Origin of the sequence: Ferrovibrio sp. (genome assembly GCF_965278975.1) — a bacterium.
Lineage (GTDB): Bacteria > Pseudomonadota > Alphaproteobacteria > Ferrovibrionales > Ferrovibrionaceae > Ferrovibrio.
Genome location: NZ_OZ257126.1, coordinates 2862190 through 2881925 on the forward strand (window position 1 = coordinate 2862190; position 19736 = coordinate 2881925).

The following is a 19736-nucleotide window of genomic DNA, read 5'->3' on the forward strand; positions in this document are numbered from 1 at the left end:
TCGAATCCTCCTCAGTTGCGTCCGATTAATTGCGCAGCGGCCGGCCCTTGGTCAGCATGTGTTCGATGCGGTCCAGGGTGGCGTTGGTCTTGATCAGCGACATGAAATTCTCGCGCTCAAGCTCGAGCAGCTTCTTCTCGGTCACCACCTCAGTGATGTCGGTGTTGCCGCCCGACACCACATTGGCCAATGCCGAGGAAACCACCACGTCATGCTTGGTGGCCTTGCCCTGCTGCGCGAAACCTTCCACAGCCAGACTCATCGCCGCCTTGGCGGACGGGCCGGGCAGGTTGATTTCCACCGGCTTCGGGGCCGCGTAGTTTTCCACCAGCTTCAGCGCCTTGGCCTTGGCATCGGCCAGCAGGCGGCGGCGGTTCATGGTGATGCCGTCGCCATCGCGCAGGATCAGCATGTCGCGCGCTTCCATGGCGGAAGTCGCCACCTTGGCGGTCGAGATCGCTTCGAACACCTGGGCCAGGGCCGGCATCGGGCCGCCGGGGCGACGCTTGTTGGTGATCGCGCGGGTGATCAATTCCTTGCAGCCGCCCCAGCCGGGGATGACGCCGACGCCGACTTCCACCAGGCCCATATAGCTTTCGGCATGGGCCTGGATCGCATCGGAATGCAGCGCCAGTTCGCAGCCGCCGCCCAGGGCCATGCCGGCCACGGCAGCAACCACGGGGAAGGGCGCGTATTTCAGCTTCATATAGGCGTCCTGGCCCTCGGCGATGCCCTGCTCGATGGCCGGCCACATGGCGATATTGGCCTGGAACAGCGCGATACCGACATTGGCGCCGACGGAGAAGTTGTCGTAGTCGCCGCCGATGATCAGGGCCTTGAAGCCCTTCTTGTCGATCTTGGCCGCTTCCTTCACCATGGCGATGATATCGGCATCCACCGCATTCATCTTGGTGTGCAGTTCAAGGCAGGCAACGCCGTCGCCCACATCCCACAGGCTGGCGCCCTTGTTGGACAGGATCGGCTGCTTGCCGCGCTTGATATCGGCCAGCATCCAGGCGCCTTCCGCCACCACGATCTCGGCATACTCGCCAGAGGGGGTGAGGCGATAAGCCTTGCCGTTCTCTTCCTTGTAGAAGGGGCGGCCATTGGCCACCTGCACCATCTTCGGCACCGGCATGCCGGCAGCCTTCAGCTTCTCGGCGAACCAGGCGGTGCCAAGCTGGTCGATCTGCTCGTAGGGGCCATATTTCCAGGCATAGCCGGTCTTCATCGCCACATCCACGGCGGCGATGTCGTCAACGATCTCCGGCACCAGGTCGGCGGCATAGGAGAGCACGCGGCTCAGCACGCCCCAGGCATATTTGCCGCCCTTGTCGTCGAATTCGACCAGCGCGCGCAGGCCCTTGCGGGCCGCCTTCACGGAATCCAGGTTGGCGCGCAGCTTCGGGCGGTATTCGCCGGTCTTGAGGTCCAGCGCTTCCTTGCCCTTGTTGCGGTAGAAGCCGCCCTTGCCCTTGCGGCCGGTATAGCCGTCCTTGATCATCTTCTGCATCAAGGCGTTCAGCGGATGATCGGCCTTGTAGAACTGCGGCAGTGGATCGCTGGCCGGCAGGGTCTTCAGCATCGAGCCGACCACATAGGGGCCAAGGTCGATGCCGGTCAGATCGGCAAGACCAAAGATGCCGGTCTTGGGGATGCCGGTCGGCTTGCCGATGATGCTGTCGGCTTCCTCGACGGTGAGGTCCATGTCATAGGCCAGCGCGGTGGCGACCGTGGACCAGTAGATGCCGATGCGGTTGGCGATGAAGCCCGGGCGGTCCTTGCAGTCGACCACTTCCTTGCCGAGTTTCTCGTCGCCGAACTTGCGCAAAGCCGCAATGGCATCGGCGCGGGTCTTGGGGCCCTTCACCAGTTCGAACAGGCGCATGTAGCGCGGCGGATTGAAGAAGTGAGTCACCGCGAAATCGGCGGCGAAGCTGTCCGGCAGGCCTTGGGTCAGCAGGTCAAGCGGGATCGTCGAGGTGTTCGACGTGACGATCGAACCCTTCTTGCGGTTCTGCTCCAGCTTGGCATAGAGGTCGCGCTTCAGCTCGACATTCTCGATGATGGCTTCGCAAATCCAGTCGACATCGGCGAGCTTGGCGAGGTCATCCTCGATATTGCCGGGCGTCACCAGCTTGGCGACACGCGGATGCATGAACGGCGCCGGCTTGGTCTTGAGCATCTTCTGGATGGCGCCCTCGGCGAGCGCGTTCCGGTTGTTCGCACCCTTCGGCACGATATCCAGCAGCAGCACCGGGATGCCGGCATTGGCGACATGGGCGGCAATGCCGGAGCCCATGACGCCGGAGCCGATGACGGCAACTTTCTTGATCTCGGTCATATCCGTCACGCTCCGCTTACACGGCTTCCAGCACGGTGGCGATGCCCTGGCCGCCACCGATGCACTGGGTGGCCAGCGCGAACTGCTTGCCTTCACGCTTCAGCAGCGAGGCCGCCTTGCCGGTGATTCGGGCGCCGGTGGCACCCATCGGATGGCCCAGCGCAATGGCGCCGCCATCGAGGTTGACCTTGCTCATGTCGTAATCGGCCTGCTTCACGCAAGCCAGCGCCTGGGCGGCGAAGGCTTCGTTCAACTCGATGATGTCGATATCCTTGAGCGACAGGCCGGCGCGCTTCAGCGCCTTCTCGGTCGCCGGCACCGGGCCGATGCCCATCAGTTCCGGCGCGCAGCCGGCCACGGCCACCGACTTGATGCGGGCCAGCGGCTTCAGGCCATGGGCCTTGGCGAAGTCTTCCGAGCAGACCAGGGTGGCGGAAGCGCCATCGGTGAGCGGCGAGGAGGTGCCGGCGGTGACGGTGCCGGCCTGGTCGAAGGCCGGGTTGAGGCCGGCGAGGCCTTCGACGGAGGTATCCGGGCGGATGCAGCCGTCGAGTTCGACGCGATTGTTGCCGTCGATGATGGCGACGATCTCATCCTTCAGCTTGCCGGCCTGCTGCGCGGCGGCGGCCTTGCGGTGGCTTTCGACGGCCATCAGTTCCTGCGCGGCGCGGTCGATGGAATACTTCTTCGCCAGGTTCTCGGCGGTGATGCCCATGGAGACATAGGCCTGCGGATAATCCTGCAGCAGCTTCGGGTTCGGCAGGGTGTTGAAGCCGCCCATTGGCACGCGGGTCATGCTTTCCACGCCGGCGCAGATGAAGGCCTCGCCGGCATTCATCTGGATCGCACCGGCAGCCTGATGGATCGACTGCATCGAGGAACCGCAGAAGCGGTTGACGGTGGTGCCGGCGGCTTCCTGCGGGATGCCGGCCAGGAAGGAAATCAGGCGGGCGACGTTGAGGCCCTGCTCACCTTCCGGGAAGGCGCAGCCGACGATCACATCTTCAATCGCCTTCGGGTCGACGCCGCTGCGTTCCACCAGTGCCTTCACCACCTGCGCCGTCAGGTCATCGGGCCGCACCTTGGTCAGCGCACCCTTGCGGGCCAGCGTGAAAGGCGAACGGGCATAGGCGGCGATGACGACATTGCGCATGGCGGTTTTCTCCCTAGAAGAATACGAGATAGATAGAGGTCGAGACGGTTTGGTTTAGCTGACGGCTACTCGGCGACGTTCAGCATCGCGTCGCTGCGGGTCTTCACGAAATCATCGATGCTCGGCACTTTGCCGCCGCGGTCCTTGAGGCCAAGATATTCCTCAAGTATGGCAACCGAGCGACGCAGTTCGTCGATGGCGGCCTCGACATCGCGGCGCTGGGTTTCCAGTACCTTGAGGCGGTCGGCCGAGCGCTTCAGCGTGACACGGAGCTGCTCGCCCTGGCCATCGCCGAGATCGTACAGATTGATCATCTCGCGGATCTCCGCGAGGCTGAAGCCAAGCCGCTTGCCGCGCAGGATCAGGATCAGGCGGGCGCGGTCGCGCTTGGTGTAGACCCGGTTCATGCCCTGGCGCGAGGGATGCAGCAGGCCCTTGTCTTCATAGAAGCGGATCGCGCGGGCAGTGACTTTGAATTCCTGCGCGAGGTCGGTGATGGTGAAGGTCTTCTCGGTCACGGAACGCCTCCCACTGCCTTCCGGCCGGTCGCTGCCGGCCTTGCGTCTTACTGAGGGCGACTCTTAGTTTACGTTAACGTAAACGTCAACTGGATTCTTAGCCGCAACTGCCGCTGCGGCTTCCACACCTTAAAAGTTGACCTCACGGCAGCCAGAGGAGCGGATAAAGGGCGGAATCGGTTGTGGAAAACCGCCGCTGGCAGGTCTATGCTGCCGTTCAGCCGCACCAGCACATGGAGGAAATCGCCATGGCGGATGAACGCATTACTACCTACGCTGCCTTCTGGCCATACTACCTCCGCGAGCACTCAAAGCCGAGTGGTCGCGCTTTGCATTATTTTGGTACCAGTCTGGCGCTGATCGCCCTGGCGGTGCTGATCGTCACCGGCAACCCATGGTTCATTCCGGTCGCCCTGGTTTCCGGCTATGGCCCGGCCTGGATCGCGCATTTCTTCATCGAGAAGAACCGCCCGGCGACCTTCAAATATCCGTTCTGGTCGCTGGCCTCGGATTTCCGCATGTATTTCTGCTTCATCACCGGCCGGCTCGGGCCTGAACTCGAGCGCGCCGGCGTCAACACCACCAGCCAGACCGGTCACGCCGCGGCGTAACCCTTAAACAAGGGCGTTCCAGAGTCCGATGCAGATTTACCTGCCCATCGCTGAGCTGTCGGTCAATGTCTGGCTGCTGCTCGGTCTGGGTGGGGTGGTCGGCTATCTCTCCGGCCTGTTCGGCGTTGGCGGCGGCTTTCTGCTGACACCATTATTGATCTTCATCGGCGTACCGCCGGCGGTGGCGGTGGCGACTTCGGCCAACCAGGTGGTGGCGGCCAGCGTTTCCGGCTTCTATGCCCATTGGCGCAAGGCCAATGTCGATTTCCGCATGGGCGGCATGCTGCTGGCTGGCGGTCTTGCCGGCTCAGGTTTTGGTGCCTGGCTGTTCAGCTATATGCGTCAGGCCGGCCATCTCGATCTGGTGATCAGTCTCTCTTATGTCGTGATTCTCGGCATGGTTGGCGGCCTGATGGCGGTGGATGCGGTTCGCGCCTTGCGCCGCCGGGCTGATACGGCACCGCCGCGCAAGATCAAGCGGTTCCACGATCATCCGTTGCTCAAGGCGTTGCCGTTCAAGATGCGGTTCCGTCGCTCGCAACTCTATATCAGCGCGCTGCTGCCACTGGTGCTGGGCTTCGTTGTCGGTGTGCTTGCGGCGATCATGGGTGTGGGCGCCGGCTTCCTGCTGGTGCCGGCGATGATCTATCTGCTCGGCATGCCGGCCGCCGTTGTGGTTGGCACCTCGCTGTTCCAGATCATTTTCGTTACTGCCAATGTCACCATGCTACATGCCATCACCACGCAGACCGTGGATGTGACCCTGGCACTGATGCTGCTGGTCGGTTCGGTGGTCGGCGCCCAGTTCGGTGCGCGGGCGGGTGCGGTTTTGCGTGGCGAACACTTGCGCGGCCTGCTGGCTTTGCTGGTGCTTGGCGTGGCGATCTTCCTGGCGTTGGAATTGTTCATTCCGCCGGCGGATATCTACTCGCTTGAGCCGGGGAATCTGCGATGACGCGCCGGCTCGTCATTCTTCTCGCCTTGCTACTGCTGGTCTGCGCCGGCGAGGCGCGGGCGCAGCGTGGCCTATCCTCCACCGTGGTGCCGGCGGATGCGCCGCTGGTCACGGATCTTTCGGCGCATCTCATCGCCATTACGTCCAGCTTCACCGGCACCGAACTGCTGCTGTTCGGCTCGGTGGATGAGCCAGGTGATATCGTGGTGGTGGTGCGTGGCCCCTCCGGGCCAGCCATCGTGCGGCAGAAGAAGCGCGAGGCCGGAATATGGCTCAATCGTTCGCCGCTGCGCTTCGAAGGCGTGCCGGCCTATTATGCCGTCGCCTCGACCCGGCCGCTCAAGGAAGTGGCGTCGCCCAACCTGCTGGCGCGGCTGCAGATCGGCGGCGAGAATCTGCGTTTCCGTTTTGCCAATCCGAGCCAGGAACCGGATACCAGCCCGCACCGCGCGGCAATTCTGCGCCACAAGGCGCTCGGAGGCTTGTATCGCGAGGAGACGAGTGTTGTTTTCCTCGGGCCTAAGCTGTTCCGCAGCGAGATCAGTTTTCCTTCCACCGTGCCGGTGGGCACCTACACCACGGAAGTCTACCTGATCCGCGATGACCGCGTGATCGCCGCGCAATCGACGCCGCTATTCGTCGACAAGCAGGGTATTGAGCAGGAAATCTTCGACTTTTCCCGCCGCGAGCCGGCGGTTTATGGTTTCATAGCGGTGCTGCTGGCGGTGACCGCCGGCTGGGCCGCCGCGCTGCTTTTCCGCCGCTGATAGCAACTGCCCGGAGTGAGGGTATTCGCGTACCCGAGGCCCGCCGCAACCAGCTCTTTCCCCTGCGGATGCAATATGCGAAATTGTATTTCATTTTTCTGAGATGAGTGCCGCGCCCATGGATAAGGACATTCTCGAGCAGTTTCGCACCACGTTGCGCCGCTTCGTGCGCGAGCGTCTGGTGCCGCTGGAGCGTCAGGTGGCGGATGACGACAGAATCCCTGATGAGATCCGCGCTGCCTTTGCCGAGATGGGGCTGTTCGGTCTCTCGATCCCGGAGGAATACGGCGGCCTCGGCCTTGATATGGCGGAGGAAGTTGAACTGGTGATGGAGCTTGGCTGGACCTCCCCAGCCTTCCGCAGCATGTTCGGCACCAATGTCGGCATCGGCAGCCAGGGCATTCTGATCGACGGCACGGAAGCGCAGAAACAAGCCTATCTGCCCAAGCTGGCAGCAGGCGAAATGGTGGCGAGCTTTGCGCTCACCGAACCTGAGGCCGGCTCCGATGCGGCTTCGCTGCGTACCCGCGCCGAATTGCAGGGCGATCACTATGTGGTGAATGGCACCAAGCGCTTCATCACCAATGCGCCTCATGCCTCGATCTTCACCCTGATGGCGCGCACCGATCCAGGCAACAAGGGGGCGGGCGGCATTTCCGCCTTCATCGTCGATGCCAGATCACCCGGCATCCAGATCGGCAAGCCGGACAAGAAGATGGGCCAGCGCGGCGCCCATACCGCCGATGTGATCTTCGACAATGTGAAGGTGCCGGCGGCCAATATCATCGGCCTCAAGCCGGGGCAGGGCTTCAAGACCGCGATGAAGGTGCTGGATCGTGGCCGCCTGCATATCGCCGCGCTCTGTGTCGGCACGGCGGAACGTCTGATTCATGAAAGTCTGAACTACGCCCGCGAGCGCAAGCAGTTCGGCCAGCCGATTGCGGAATTCCAGCTGGTGCAGGCAATGCTGGCCGATAGCCGCACGGAAGCCTATGCGGCGAAATGCATGGTGCTGGATGCGGCCCGGCGCTATGCCGTTGGCGAAAAGGTGCCGACCGAAGCATCCTGCTGCAAGCTGTTCGCCTCCGAGATGGTCGGCCGCGTCGCCGATCGCGCGGTACAGATTCATGGCGGTTCCGGCTATATGCAGGAATATGCCGTCGAACGCTTCTACCGCGATGTGCGCCTGTTCCGGCTCTATGAGGGCACCAGCCAGGTGCAGCAGATCGTGATCGCGCGCAACATGCTGCGCGATGCAGCGGCGCAGGCATGACCATGCCGGACGACGGATCAGCACGGCCAGCAGCTTCTGCGCCCTTGCCGGTGCCGCCCCGGCTGACCCAGGCGGTGGTGATCATCTGCTTCCTGTTCAGCGTCATCAACCGGGGTTTGAGCGAGAGTTTCACGGCCTTCCTGCTGCCGCTGACACGCGAATTCGCCGCTGATCGCGCCAATGTAGCCACCACCTATTCTCTGATGATGCTGATGGCTGGTTTCGGCGCGCCGCTGGCCGGCTATTGTTTTGACCGCTTCGGTGCGTTGCGCACCTATGTTGCCGGTCTGGCATTGTTCGGTCTTGGCTTCGGCCTTGCCGCTTTCGCGCAGTCGCTGTGGCAGCTCTATATTTCCATCGGGATTCTTGGCGGTATTGCTGCCGCAGCACTCGGTAATGCGGCTCATTCCGCCTTTCTGGCGCGCTGGTTCGAGGGTGCCAGGCTGTCGCGCGTTGTCAGCCTGGTCTATGCCGGCCTTGGCATCGGCACGCTGCTGATCGTGCCGTTGAGCCAGTGGCTGATTGAAAGTTTTGGTTGGCGCCACGCCTATCTCAGTCTTTCGATCTTGCCTTTCCTGGCTTTGCTGCTGCTGATGCTGCTGGATTGGCGCCGTGCCCAGGCCGGCTCGCCGGTCTGGCAGGCGGCGCGGCAGCGGATCGCCGGCGGCAGTGGCGGGCAGCAGGACTGGACGATGCGCAAGGCTTTGCGCGAGCCGGCCTTCTGGGGCCTTGCGTCGGTTTTTTTCTTCACCGGTTCAGGCATGTTTTCGGTGATGGTGCAGGGCGTCGCCTATCTGGTCGAACTCGGCTATCCACCGCTCAAGGCCGCCTCGGTCTATGGTCTGGTCGGCATTCTCACGCCGGTTGGCATTGTTGGCTTTGCCTGGGCCGATGGCCGTATCGGACGGCATGCCTCGGCGCTGATCTCCTATATTTTCAGCCTTGCCGGACTGGCTGCGCTGTGGGCGCTGCAATTCCATTTCAATACCGTGCTGTTGGCGATTTTCGCCCTCGGTGTTGGACTTTCTTTCGGCGCTCGCGGGCCCATGGTCAGCGCCACGGCGGCGCGGATATTCCAGGGCCGCCGGCTTGGCCAGATTTTCGGTACGGTGATGCTGGGCAGCGGCCTGGGGATTGCGTCGGGCAGCTTCTTCGGCGCGCTGCTGCACGATCTCACGGGCAGCTACAATGCCGTGTTCGTCTATTCCGGTATCTGCGTGGTGCTGGGCGCCCTGCCATTCTGGACCTATCGGGCATTGCGGGACGCAGCTTGAAACACCAGCCGGAATCCCTATCATTACCGAAAGCCTGACTCCCCATTTCAAGCCCCGCTTTCAAGGAATTCACGCATGAGCAAGTTCGGCCTGAGCCAGCCGGTCCGCCGGGTGGAGGACAAGCGTTTCATCACCGGCCAGGGCCGTTACACCGACGATATCAGCCTGCCTGGCCAGGCTTATGGCTATTTCCTGCGCTCACCTCATGCCCACGCCCGCATCCTCGGCATCGATACCGCTGAAGCCCGCCAAGCGCCGGGCGTGCTGGCGGTCTACACCGTGGCCGACCTGCGCGAGGCCAAGGTCGGCGATCTGCCCTGCACCATTCCGCTGAAGAATCGCGACGGCAGCAAGCGCGCCGATCCGCCGCGTCCGGCTCTGGCCGAGGGCTTCGTGCGCCATGTCGGCGACCCCATCGCCTTCGTCGTCGCCGAGACCCTGGCTCAGGCCCGCGATGGCGCCGAACTGGTAGCGGTGGACTATGACCCGCTGCCCGCCGCGCCCGATATGGCCACCGCGATGCAGCCCGGCCAGCCGCAGATCTGGCCGGAAGCGCCGAATAACCGTGTGTTCGACTGGGAAGTCGGCAAGAAGGATAAGGTGGACGAGCTTTTCGCCGCTGCCGCCCGGACGGTGAAGCTGCGCCTGACCAATAACCGTATCGTCGTCGCCTCGATGGAAGCGCGCGCCGCCCTGGCAGCGCATGATGCCGACAGCAACCGCTTCACGCTCTACACCCCCACTCAGGGTGTGTGGGTGCAGAAGAACCTGTTGTCGAAGATTTTCAGCGTCGAGCCGGCGCAATTCTCGGTGCATACCACCGATGTCGGCGGCGGTTTCGGCATGAAGATCTTCATCTACCCGGAACAGGTGATGACATTGTTCGCCGCGCGCGAACTGAAGCGGCCGGTGAAGTGGACCTCCGACCGTGCCGAAGCCTTCCTCACCGATACCCATGGCCGCGCCAACCTTACCGAGGCCGAGCTGGCACTGGACAAGGATCATAACTTCCTGGCGCTGCGCGTGCATAACGTCGCCGATATGGGTGCCTATCTTTCCACCTATGCGCCGATGATCCCGACCATGGCCGGCACCAAGGTGCTGTCCTCGGTCTACCGCTTCCAGGCGGTACACGCCCGCGTCGAAGGTGTGTTCACCAATACCGTGCCGGTGGACGCCTATCGTGGCGCCGGACGCCCGGAATCGAACTACATCATGGAGCGCCTGATCGATGTCGCGGCGGTGGAACTCGGTGTCGAGCGGTCTGAATTGCGCCGCAAGAACTACATCCCGCCTTCGGCATTCCCGTGGACCAGCGCCATGGGCCTGACTTATGACTCGGGCGAATTCGAGAATACCTCGGCCACGGCGCTGAAGGCTTTCGACTGGGCCGGTGCGGAAGCGCGGCGCAAGGAAGCCGCCAAGCGTGGCAAGCGGCTTGGCGTCGGCATGGCCTATTATCTCGAAGCCACGGGTGGCGCGCCGACCGAACGGGCGGAAATCCTGTTCCATGACGGCGGCGAGGTGGAAGTGCTGGTCGGCACGCAATCGACCGGCCAGGGCCATGAAACCGCGTATATGCAGCTGATCCATAACAAGCTGGGCGTGCCGTTCGAGAATATCCGCGTCACCCAGGGTGACTCAGACCGGATCCCCACGGGCGGCGGCACCGGCGGCGCGCGCTCGCTGTATTCCGAAGGTGGCGCGATTCTCGCCGCCAGCGACAAGGTGATCGACAAGGGCAAGGATATCGCCGCCGACATGCTGGAAGCGGCAGTGGCGGATATCGAGTTCAATGACGGCCAGTTCCGCATTGCCGGCACTGATCGTGGCGCCAGCATCCTGGAAGTGGCGGCCACCGCGCGGCTGCGTTCGGGCGCTGCTGCCGACCAGCCGGCCGGCCTCGATACGGCGGCGGATTTCCAGGTTCAGGCGATCACCTTCCCCAATGGCTGCCATGTGGCGGAAGTGGAAGTGGATGAAGCCACCGGCATTGCCACCGTCACCCGCTATGTCGTCGCCGACGACATGGGCAAGGTGATCAATCCGATGATCGTGGAAGGTCAGATCCAGGGCGGCGTGGCCCAGGGCATCGGCCAGGCGCTGTATGAGCGCGTGGTGTATGATGCCGATGGCCAGTTGCTCACCGGCAGCTTCACCGATTACTGCATGCCGCGCGCCGACGATATGCCCGATATCCAGGTGATCCTCTGCGAAGTGCCGTGCAAGACCAACCCGCTGGGCGTCAAGGGTGCTGGCGAGGCGGGTGCGGTGGGTGCGCCGCCGGCGGTGATGAATGCGCTGGCCGATGCGCTCAACGTGCGGCATGTGGATATGCCGGCAACGCCGGAACGCATCTGGGAACTCCTGCAGCAGCGTCAGGCGGCGGAGTAACTCACTCGCAGGCTGTTGAGGCCGCGCACCACGATGGAGTCGCTCCAGTCCGGTGCGGCGGCCAGCTCAATCTGCGGCAGCCGGCGCAGCAGGGCGGGGAAGGCGGTCTGGCCTTCCAGCCGTGCCAGCGGTGCGCCGATGCAGAAATGGATGCCGTAGCCGAAGGTCAGGTGCGGATTATGCTGGCGGCGGATGTCGAAGCGGTCCGGCTGGTCGAACACGCGCGGATCGCGGTTGGCGGCGCATAGCATCTGGAACACGCGCTCGCCGCGCCGGATCAGCTTGCCCTCCAGTTCGATATCATCGCCGGCTACGCGCACCTGGGCCAGAGACGGTCCATCCCAGCGCAACATCTCTTCCACTGCCGCCTGCGCCAGGCTGGAATCGCTGCGCAGCATATGCATCTGTTCGGGATGCTTGAGCAGCGCCAGCAGGCCATTGCCCAGCAGATGCGTGGTGGTTTCATGGCCGGCAAACAGCAGCAGCACGCAGGCGCCGACCAATTCTTCGGTGGAGAGGAAATCGCCGCGCTGTTCCGCCTGCACCATGCCGGTGGTGACATCCGCCTGCGGCTCGCGCCGCCGCGCTTCCACCAGGGCAGTGAAATAGGCGTTCATCTCCATCAGCGCGTCATTGGCCTGGCGGTATTTGTCTGCAGACATGCGCGAAGTGAGAACGAAGGCGCCAAGGTGGTCTGACCACAGTTTCAGCTTTTCTACATCTGCCGCCGGTACGCCGAGCATGCTGGCGATGACATGGGCCGGCAGCGGATAGGCAAAATCCTGGATGAAGTCGATTTCTCCGCTCTGCCGGGTAAGGCCATCGATCAATCGCTCGACGATGGCGGCCACGCGCGGACGCATCGCCTCCAGTGCATTGGTGGTGAAAGCCTTGTTCATCAGACCGCGCACCCTGGTATGCGCCGGCGGATCGTTGAACACCGCCCAGAGCCGCATGCTGGCATCCAGTTCGCGCAAATCCATGCGCATCGCTTCCGGCATATGGTCGAAGAACGGCCGCATGCGGTCGGATGAGAAGCGCGGGTCGCGCAGGGACTGGCGGATATGATCGTAGCGCGTCAGTATCCAGCCGCCGAGCTTGTCACTCCAATGCACCGGATCCTGTTCCATCAGGGCATGCAATGATGGATAGGGATCGGCGATCACCGCCGCGTCGCGGGCGTTGAATGTCACGGTCATGGCGCTTCCCGGCGTAGGCTTGTTTTGCCCGAGTATGGAGATGGATCGATGCCGCGTGAATACCCCTCTGCTCCCGTGGTCGGCCTGGGTGCCGTGGTCTGGCATGAGGGCAAGGTGCTGATGATCCGGCGTGGCCAGCCGCCGCGCCAGGGGCTGTGGAGCCTACCCGGCGGCGGCCAGATTCTGGGCGAGACAGTCGAACAGGGTATCCGCCGGGAACTACGCGAGGAGACCGGGGTCGAAATCGATTTACTCGGACTGGTTGCAGTGATCGACTCGGTTCAGCGGGATGCGGAAGGCCGCGTGCTGTACCACTACACGATTGTCGATTACGCCGCGCGCTGGCGCTCCGGTGAAACCGTGGCAGGCGACGATGCTGCCGAGGCTGCGTGGTTTACGCCGAAAGAACTAGAAGAACTCGATCTCTGGGAAGAAACCTTGCGGGTGGTGGAACAGTCTCGTCGCTTTTTGTCGCAATGATCTGTGATGGATTAACCATCGGTCGGATACAGACATTTCCGACGCGCAGCAATTGTGCTTTAGTGGCTTGCAGCAGATACCGTTATTCTACCCTCAGGGGCAGGGAATGAATTTTCCAAAAGGCGCCGGCTCGCAGTTCCAGCCGACGAGATTCGAGGAGCGTGGCACCGCTGTCAGTTTCACCACGCCGGCCATCAGCCAGGCGCGCGTTCGCATGGACAGCCGCGAGCAGCTTGAACTCACCGTCTCTGCCTTCTCCGGTGTGAAAGGCAACTACGTCATCCGCTGGAAGGATGTGCCCGAGATTTTCTCGCTGACGATGCATGACCGCTCGTTGCACGAGGAAATCCTGAAGCGCAATTCCTGCCTGCCGCCCGATGTGCGCCGCGCCACATTGGAGGCCGCGAAGTCCGGCCTTGCCGGACCGGAAGCGCAGAAGTCCGCTGAGGAAGCCTTGGCGGAAGACGAGAATGAAATGCTGCTGACGCGCTTTTTCCTGTTCAAGGGCGCGCTGGAGAAGATGTCGGGCGGCCAGATGAACCTGCGCGTCTCCGACTTTGTTTCGGATGCCGGCCGCGACCGGGTGAAGCACGCCATGGGCGATATTGCGCACCGGCTACAGGCCACCACCAATCTGCTTTACGACCGGCTGGAAAGCTGGGGCAACCTGATCTCGCCGCTCGGCGTGCCAAGCATGAGCAAGGATTGCCGCCTGCGCCGCGTCGTCAACGCCATTGCCGGGCTTGAGGAAGCCATGGCCAAATGGTCTGCCGATGACAAGTCGGAAGCTGCCGAACTGGCCCGCCCGATTGGCCGGATTTGTGGGTTTACCGGCGATTACTCCAAGGAACTCATTGCCTCCGCGATGCGCCCCCTGGAGCACCCGGAACGGGTGCTGATGAACTGGGACAAGGTTTCCGGTTCGATCCTGAAGGACATCGAGCGGTTGTGGTGGACGGTAGACGGCTGGGAATACGTTATCCTGTTGTGGCAGGATGTGCAGGATAAGGACCGGGATACCCAGCGGGCGGCGATAACGGAAATTTATCGAATTCTGCCCATCATTCCGGAAAAGGAGGCGGCCAACCGCCCGAATGCCCAGGCGATGCAGGAAAACACCAAGCTCCAGGTAAGGGCGCTCGAAAGTTGGAATTCAGGCACGTTGGATATGGAAATGCTGCGACGGGTCGAGTCCACTAAGCGGAGGCAGGTATGACCGATCTTGCTTCCGAACTCAGGGATATCGAACGCAAGCTGTTCGAGATCCCGGACGAAAAGGTGGCGCAGCTCACGCTGCTCATCGAGCGATCGCGTGCCCTCGTGCTTTCCGTCGCCGTTGCCAATGCCGCGCTCGGCACCTTGCGCCCCCGCCTGGTGAAAACCCGGCCGCCACGCTATCTCACGCTGCAGCGCGTATTTTGCCACCCGTTCGAGGATCTGCTGGTGATGGGCGAGGAGGGCGTGAAGCCTTTCGGCCGCATCTCGCGTTCCTCGCTGGCGCCATGCTGGGAATTCGTGCTGTCCTGCCTTGATGCGGCGGCCGTGAAGCAGCTTGAGGCGTCGTTGCGTGCCTCACCGGCGCCTGACATCGGCTCCGGCCAGGACCCGCGCATTCCACGCCTTGGCGCCACGCTGTGGAAGGTTGCCTCGCAGCGCCTGCGCGAGGAACTGAGTCTGGCCGCCGCCAATCCAGAGCACCGCGCGGTGCTGGTGGACAAGCTCGGCAGCGAGGCGGCGCTGGGCGACCTTACCGACATGACCTGCCTGCTGGAACTGGCGCCGGAAGCAGAGAAGCTGCGCGAGGCGATGTCGCCGAAGCCGGTCGGTCGCCTGCTGGACGAGCAGGTGGAGGAGATCAAGCAGACCTATACCGATGTGGCAACCAGCGGCAAAGGCATGCCCGGCTGCCTGATCGCCGTGGTCGTGGCCCGCCTTACCGATGGCTTCCAGGCATTGCCGATTTTCGATTCACTTGGCGAACTGCCGACCGGCATCGACGGCATGAAGCCGGGCCAGTATGTGCGCGCCATGCTGTCTGGGGATTCCAAGCGGTTCTTCGGTGCGGTCACCCGCACCGACCCCACCAAGATCGATGATGCCAAGGTGGCCGACATGGTGGGCGACTTCGTGTCGCTGATCGGGCGGTTGAAGAAGGATGGCATGGCCGAGGGGCCGCAGCCCGAGATGGAGGCTGCCAGCCGCCAGCTCAAGGACATGGTGCGCATCGGCGTGCTTGGCGGCATCGATGAGAAGGTGCTGGGCGGCATCGACGCCGTGCTTTCGCTGCCGCCGGCGGAAGAGGGCGAGGAAGCCAAGAAGGCCGTGTTCGACGCCAAGCTCGAAGCCGAAAACCGCGTCTATGCGTTGCAGCGTGTCGCCCGGGTGGCGACCGAGATCGGCGCCGACAAGGATGTCAGTGGCGCGATCAAGCAACTCACCAGCCAGATCGACAATACCGGCAATACGCTGCTTGCCGATATCAAGGCGGGCAAGCTCAATGGCGAAGGCCCGGAAGCGGCGCGCACCAAGCTGTTCGCGGCGGTGCGCATGCTGGAACTGGTGGCCGGCAGTCAGTATGCCAATAAACTGATGAAGGACGGCATGGCCGCTATCGCCAGGATGCCGCAGGCTTAAGCGGCACCGGCAGCGGCCACTTGGGGGAGCGGGCCGATGAGCGAAGGCACGGGCGGGTCTCGGGGCAGCCGCAAGAAGCTGAGCCACAGCGAGATCGCGCAGGCGATCAAGGCGCATGAGAATTACCGCAACGGCATCATGGGCGGTCGCCGCGCCATATTGTCGTTCCATGATCTTTCCAATCTGATCCTGTCCGGCGCCAACCTCAGCGATGCCGATTTCACCGGCTGCGTGCTCTATGGCGCCAAGCTGCAGGATTGCAACCTCGATCGCGCGGTGCTGTTCGGTGCCGATCTGCGCGAGGCCGACCTGACCGGCGCCAGCCTGGTGCGCGCCGACCTGCGCGGCGCCTGCCTGCATGGCGCCAATCTCTCCCGCGCCAACCTGTTCGATGCCGATCTGCGCGATGGCATGATCGCCGAGCGCGACCGCCACGGTAATATCCATGCGCTCGGCTTCGATGTCGGCCCGGCGGAGATGAATGGCGCCAAGATGCGCGGTGCCAATCTTTCCTCGGCGAAGATGACCGGCTCAGTGGCGACCCATACCGATTTCACCGATGCGATCATGATTGGCGCCAATCTGGTGCGCGCCAACCTTGCCAATGCCAATCTCACCGGCGCCAATCTAGCCGGCGCCGATCTTTCCGGCGCCACGCTGAAGGGCGCGGCGCTGACCAATGCCGTGATCACCGGCGCCAAGATGCAGATGGCTGATCTGACTGGCGCCAATACCGATGGCCTGCTTTCCGACAAGCCGGCGGGCAAGCCACTGGAGGATCTCGGCCTGACCCCGGAGGAAGCCCTGCGATTGCATGGCCTGTGGGTCACCAGCGGCGGCAAGGAAGGCAAGCTGACCGATTTCAGTGGCTATGACCTGCGCAAGCTCGGCAGCCTCTACAAGGCGCTGCTGGTTGGCCTGGTGGCGAACAAGGCAGTGCTGTTCGGCCTCAATATGGAGGGGGCCTTGCTGCAAGGCGCCAAGCTGACAGAGGCCGATCTGCGCAACAGCAAGCTGGCCCATGCCGATCTACGTGGCAGTAGCCTGAAGGGCGCGAAGCTGGCTCATGCCGATCTACGCGATGCCAACCTGGGGGCATTGGTGGTGGGTGCCGACCGCTATTTCCCGGCCAACCTGGAAGGCGCCAGCCTGCGCCGCTGTGACCTGCGCGGCGCCAAGCTCAATCGCGCCAATCTGCGCGGTGCCGACTTAAGCGAAGCCGACCTCGCCGGTGCGGATCTTGCCGACGCCGACCTCACCGACGCGGTTGGATTTATCCGTTAGTTATTTCTGGCTCGAAAGCTGGCGTACATCGTAAAGCCCGGGTTCGGCACCGAAATCGCCAAGCTCCGGTGTGCCAAGTCCCAGCGTGATCGAATCCGCGCCTTCGCGATCAATGGTGATGCGGGCATTGAAAGCCTGGTGCGAGAAGCCGTGCTTGTCGACGATGCGATAGACGGTGACGCCGTTGCGTACTTCCGTTGCCGAAGTGACGCTGGCGCGGATATTGGTGATGCGGTAGCCGCCCAATTCCTGGCCGATCAGCGGCTGCATCAGCTTTTCGGCACGGGCAAGAAACAGGATTGTGTCGATATCGCTCTGATTTACCAATTGATCCGAGGAACGGTTGAACTGCCCGATCAGTACCTGCTGCGACTGTGCCTTGCCGATGATACGGGCGAGGCTGATGGTCACATCGCCGACGATGTATTCGAATCCGCGCGGATTGCTGCCTTCCACCTGGTGGTAGGAGAAATGCGGCCCGACGGTGAAGGCGGCGCGCAGGATCGGCACCAGGCGCGGATTGCCTTTGCGCCGCGCCAGCGCGTTATCGGCCAGGATCAGGAGCAGAGCAATATAGGTACGCAGATCCGCATCCACGCCCTTGGCGCGATTCCAGACATAGAAGCCATCGCCCACAGTCGAGCGGGCGAGTTCGTTGCGCAGGCCAGCCTCGTTCAGCCGCTTGCTGGCCGAGTTGATCGAGTATTCTAGCGAGGATAACTGGGCTACCTGTTCCAGCGGCGTATGCTTGGAGAAACCGACAATATCGAACAGCATCACGGCGCGGTTCGCGGTCTCGACCACGGCATAGCGTTTGACCAGATTCTCGATCATCGCCGGGTTCACGTCGTTGCGGCCCTGGCCGATGGTGAAGGGCACATCCATGGTCAGGGGGCGGATGCCCAGCACCTTGCAGGTTTCGGCAAAGGTTTTGCTGCCCATCAGGCGGCGGCCGCGGATCAGGCGCTGATATTCCTCGGCATGGCCCAGCACATTGTAGGGAGCAGAGAAGGCGAAGGAAATCTGATTGCCGTCATGGCTCCAGCCGGCAAGGATGTGCTTGCCCAGGCGCCAGGAAGAATACAGGACGAAATCAATTTCCCGCATTCCCTGTCGGACGGCGTCAATGTCGCTCATGCGCGACGGTTTCCCCTCAGGACTTGTACCGGCTGACGGCCTGGCTCACCGAGGCGTTGCCTGGCGAGCCAGGGCTATCAGCGCGCTGGTTGCGCCGTCATGATGCGGTTCCCGGCTCGGGTCCGTCAACTCCTCCAGGATCGGTCCGGCCAGGCGCTTGCCAAGCTCTACACCCCACTGGTCGAAGGAGTTCACCCCCCAGATCACGCCCTGGCAGAAAATCTTGTGTTCATAGAGCGCGATCAGCATCCCAAGGTGGTAAGGATCAAGGATCGGCAGGGCAATGATGGTGCTGGGCCGGTTGCCGGAGAATACCTTGTGCGGTGCCAGGCTCCTGGCGGCCTCGACATTCATGCCTCCAGCGCGCAGATCGGCCTCGGCCTCTTCCAGCGTGCGGCCTAGCATCAGGGCTTCGGCCTGCGCCAGCACATTAGCCGTCAGCATGGCGTGGTGCTGACCGAGTGGATAGCGGCTTTCCAGCGGCAGGATGAAATCCGCCGGCACCACCGGCGTACCCTGGTGCAGCAATTGATAGAAGGCATGCTGGCCGTTGGTGCCTGGCTCACCGAACACCAATGGTCCGGTAGCATAGCCAATGCTGCGGCCCCAGCGGTCGGTGGACTTGCCGTTGCTCTCCATATCGGCCTGTTGCAGATAGGCCGGCAGGCGGCCCAATCCCTGATCGTAAGGCAGCACGGCCAAGGCATTCAGGCCCAGGAAATTGACATTCCAGATGCCGGCCAGCGCCATCAGCACGGGCAGGTTGCCGATCAACGGTGCGCTCTCGAAATGCGCATCCATGGCATGGGCGCCTTCCAGCATGGCGCGGAATTTCTCCATGCCGATGCTGAGCGCGATGGGAAAACCGATGCTGGACCACAGCGAATAGCGGCCGCCAACCCAGTCCCAGAAAGTCAGGCGACGGTCTTCCTGCAGGCCGAAAGCCGCCACGGCCTTCGGCGCGGCGGAGAGCGCGACGAAATGCGCCGCCCAATCAGCCTTTTCGCCCAGGGCCTGCTGCAACCATTGCCGCGCGCTGGCGGCATTGGTCATGGTTTCCTGGGTGGTGAAGGTTTTGGAAGCGACGATGATCAGGGTGCGTGCCGGCTCGCAGCCTTGCAGCACCCGCATCAGATCGGCGCCATCCACATTGCTGACGAATTTCACCTCAAGGCCGGGCTGATGATCGGCTGCCAGGGCGTCCACCACCATGCGCGGCCCCAGGTCCGAGCCGCCGATGCCGATATTCACCACATGGCGGAAACTCTCGCCGGTAGCGCCGCGCCAGGTGCCATCACGTACCGCCTGCACCATGGCGGCCATGCGGTCGAGTTCGCCATGCACCTGCTGCACCACATCGACGCCATCAACCACCAGCGTTTCCTCGCGCGGCAGCCGCAGCGCGGTATGCAGCACGGCGCGGTCCTCGGTGCTGTTGATATGCGCGCCAGCGAACATGCGCTCGCGCCAGTCTTCCAGACCGGCGGCACGAGCCAGCTTCAGCAGCAGCGCCAGGCTCTGTGCCGAGATGCGTTGGCGTGAGAGATCGAGCAGCAGATCGCCGTGCCGGAACGAGAAACGCTCGAAACGCTTCGGGTCCGCCGTGAACAGCTGACGCAGCGTGATATTACGTTCGGCTGCGGCCTGGGCGGCCAGCGCGCGCCATTCCTCAGTCTGGTCGATGGGCGGCGATAGGGGAGGCGGCAGGGTCAT

16 protein-coding genes are annotated in these 19736 nt (G+C 63.0%); 10 read left to right on the forward strand and 6 right to left on the reverse strand.

All coding sequences use genetic code 11. From position 1 onward, the window contains the following. Positions 1-25: 25 nt before the first annotated feature. From ACQY7X_RS13735 to ACQY7X_RS13745, 3 genes are all read right to left on the reverse strand, one after another. Positions 26-2344 carry a 3-hydroxyacyl-CoA dehydrogenase/enoyl-CoA hydratase family protein gene (locus tag ACQY7X_RS13735; protein WP_428245982.1) on the reverse strand — a complete coding sequence of 773 codons (2319 nt, stop codon included), beginning with the start codon at positions 2342-2344 and terminating at the stop codon, positions 26-28. 16 nt (positions 2345-2360) lie between these two features. Continuing rightward, positions 2361-3497 carry a thiolase family protein gene (locus ACQY7X_RS13740; protein WP_428245983.1) on the reverse strand — a complete coding sequence of 379 codons (1137 nt, stop codon included), beginning with the start codon at positions 3495-3497 and terminating at the stop codon, positions 2361-2363. Between the two features lie 65 nt (positions 3498-3562). Beyond that, complete coding sequence (locus tag ACQY7X_RS13745; protein WP_428245984.1) at positions 3563-4015, reverse strand: MerR family transcriptional regulator; 453 nt, start codon at positions 4013-4015, stop codon at positions 3563-3565. A 182-nt stretch (positions 4016-4197) separates the two neighbouring features. Between ACQY7X_RS13745 and ACQY7X_RS13750 the strand changes: the two genes are divergently transcribed. The 6 genes from ACQY7X_RS13750 (at position 4198) to ACQY7X_RS13775 (ending at position 11289) form a co-directional block, all read left to right on the forward strand. Then, positions 4198-4626 (forward strand): Mpo1-like protein, encoded by a 429-nt coding sequence (locus tag ACQY7X_RS13750; RefSeq protein WP_428245985.1) that lies wholly within the window; start codon positions 4198-4200, stop codon positions 4624-4626. 28 nt (positions 4627-4654) lie between these two features. Next, complete coding sequence (locus ACQY7X_RS13755) at positions 4655-5581, forward strand: sulfite exporter TauE/SafE family protein (RefSeq protein ID WP_428245986.1); 927 nt, start codon at positions 4655-4657, stop codon at positions 5579-5581. Then, positions 5578-6348, forward strand: coding sequence for a TIGR02186 family protein (locus tag ACQY7X_RS13760; protein ID WP_428245987.1), 771 nt, complete (start codon positions 5578-5580; stop codon positions 6346-6348). Before ACQY7X_RS13755 ends, ACQY7X_RS13760 begins: the two co-directional genes overlap by 4 nt. A gap of 118 nt (positions 6349-6466) precedes the next feature. Continuing rightward, positions 6467-7621 carry an acyl-CoA dehydrogenase family protein gene (locus ACQY7X_RS13765; protein WP_428245988.1) on the forward strand — a complete coding sequence of 385 codons (1155 nt, stop codon included), beginning with the start codon at positions 6467-6469 and terminating at the stop codon, positions 7619-7621. After that, entirely contained in the window at positions 7618-8895 is a 1278-nt protein-coding gene (locus tag ACQY7X_RS13770) for an MFS transporter (protein WP_428245989.1), read from the forward strand. The genes ACQY7X_RS13765 and ACQY7X_RS13770 overlap by 4 nt, the downstream gene beginning before the upstream one ends. Before the next feature lie 75 nt (positions 8896-8970). Beyond that, positions 8971-11289, forward strand: coding sequence for a xanthine dehydrogenase family protein molybdopterin-binding subunit (locus ACQY7X_RS13775; RefSeq protein ID WP_428245990.1), 2319 nt, complete (start codon positions 8971-8973; stop codon positions 11287-11289). Here ACQY7X_RS13775 and ACQY7X_RS13780 read toward each other — a convergent pair. Further along, positions 11274-12488, reverse strand: coding sequence for a cytochrome P450 (locus tag ACQY7X_RS13780; RefSeq protein ID WP_428245991.1), 1215 nt, complete (start codon positions 12486-12488; stop codon positions 11274-11276). The two genes, ACQY7X_RS13775 and ACQY7X_RS13780, sit on opposite strands and share 16 nt — an antisense overlap. 48 nt (positions 12489-12536) lie before the next feature. Between ACQY7X_RS13780 and ACQY7X_RS13785 the strand changes: the two genes are divergently transcribed. The 4 genes from ACQY7X_RS13785 (at position 12537) to ACQY7X_RS13800 (ending at position 16886) form a co-directional block, all read left to right on the forward strand. Then, entirely contained in the window at positions 12537-12968 is a 432-nt protein-coding gene (locus ACQY7X_RS13785) for an NUDIX hydrolase (RefSeq protein ID WP_428245992.1), read from the forward strand. A gap of 106 nt (positions 12969-13074) precedes the next feature. Further along, positions 13075-14184 carry a hypothetical protein gene (locus ACQY7X_RS13790; RefSeq protein WP_428245993.1) on the forward strand — a complete coding sequence of 370 codons (1110 nt, stop codon included), beginning with the start codon at positions 13075-13077 and terminating at the stop codon, positions 14182-14184. Next, positions 14181-15602, forward strand: coding sequence for a hypothetical protein (locus ACQY7X_RS13795; RefSeq protein WP_428245994.1), 1422 nt, complete (start codon positions 14181-14183; stop codon positions 15600-15602). Before ACQY7X_RS13790 ends, ACQY7X_RS13795 begins: the two co-directional genes overlap by 4 nt. Positions 15603-15638: 36 nt before the next feature. Further along, positions 15639-16886: a pentapeptide repeat-containing protein gene (locus ACQY7X_RS13800; RefSeq protein WP_428245995.1), complete on the forward strand. Its 1248-nt coding sequence runs from the start codon at positions 15639-15641 to the stop codon at positions 16884-16886. Here the strand turns inward: ACQY7X_RS13800 and ACQY7X_RS13805 are convergent, their stop codons facing one another. Further along, a complete protein-coding gene (locus ACQY7X_RS13805) occupies positions 16887-18023 on the reverse strand; it encodes a hypothetical protein (RefSeq protein ID WP_428245996.1) in 1137 nt (378 codons plus the stop codon). A gap of 45 nt (positions 18024-18068) precedes the next feature. Further along, entirely contained in the window at positions 18069-19736 is a 1668-nt protein-coding gene (pgi, locus tag ACQY7X_RS13810; RefSeq protein ID WP_428245997.1) for a glucose-6-phosphate isomerase, read from the reverse strand.

Coding starts and splice junctions, on each gene's coding strand:
- ACQY7X_RS13735 (WP_428245982.1), bottom strand. CDS start 2,344: ATGACCGAGATCAAGAAAGTTGCCGTCATCGGCTCCGGCGTCATGGGC.
- ACQY7X_RS13740 (WP_428245983.1), bottom strand. CDS start 3,497: ATGCGCAATGTCGTCATCGCCGCCTATGCCCGTTCGCCTTTCACGCTG.
- ACQY7X_RS13755 (WP_428245986.1), top strand. CDS start 4,655: ATGCAGATTTACCTGCCCATCGCTGAGCTGTCGGTCAATGTCTGGCTG.
- ACQY7X_RS13760 (WP_428245987.1), top strand. CDS start 5,578: ATGACGCGCCGGCTCGTCATTCTTCTCGCCTTGCTACTGCTGGTCTGC.
- ACQY7X_RS13765 (WP_428245988.1), top strand. CDS start 6,467: ATGGATAAGGACATTCTCGAGCAGTTTCGCACCACGTTGCGCCGCTTC.
- ACQY7X_RS13770 (WP_428245989.1), top strand. CDS start 7,618: ATGACCATGCCGGACGACGGATCAGCACGGCCAGCAGCTTCTGCGCCC.
- ACQY7X_RS13775 (WP_428245990.1), top strand. CDS start 8,971: ATGAGCAAGTTCGGCCTGAGCCAGCCGGTCCGCCGGGTGGAGGACAAG.
- ACQY7X_RS13780 (WP_428245991.1), bottom strand. CDS start 12,488: ATGACCGTGACATTCAACGCCCGCGACGCGGCGGTGATCGCCGATCCC.
- ACQY7X_RS13785 (WP_428245992.1), top strand. CDS start 12,537: ATGCCGCGTGAATACCCCTCTGCTCCCGTGGTCGGCCTGGGTGCCGTG.
- ACQY7X_RS13790 (WP_428245993.1), top strand. CDS start 13,075: ATGAATTTTCCAAAAGGCGCCGGCTCGCAGTTCCAGCCGACGAGATTC.
- ACQY7X_RS13795 (WP_428245994.1), top strand. CDS start 14,181: ATGACCGATCTTGCTTCCGAACTCAGGGATATCGAACGCAAGCTGTTC.
- ACQY7X_RS13800 (WP_428245995.1), top strand. CDS start 15,639: ATGAGCGAAGGCACGGGCGGGTCTCGGGGCAGCCGCAAGAAGCTGAGC.
- ACQY7X_RS13805 (WP_428245996.1), bottom strand. CDS start 18,023: ATGAGCGACATTGACGCCGTCCGACAGGGAATGCGGGAAATTGATTTC.
- pgi (WP_428245997.1), bottom strand. CDS start 19,736: ATGACCCTGCCGCCTCCCCTATCGCCGCCCATCGACCAGACTGAGGAA.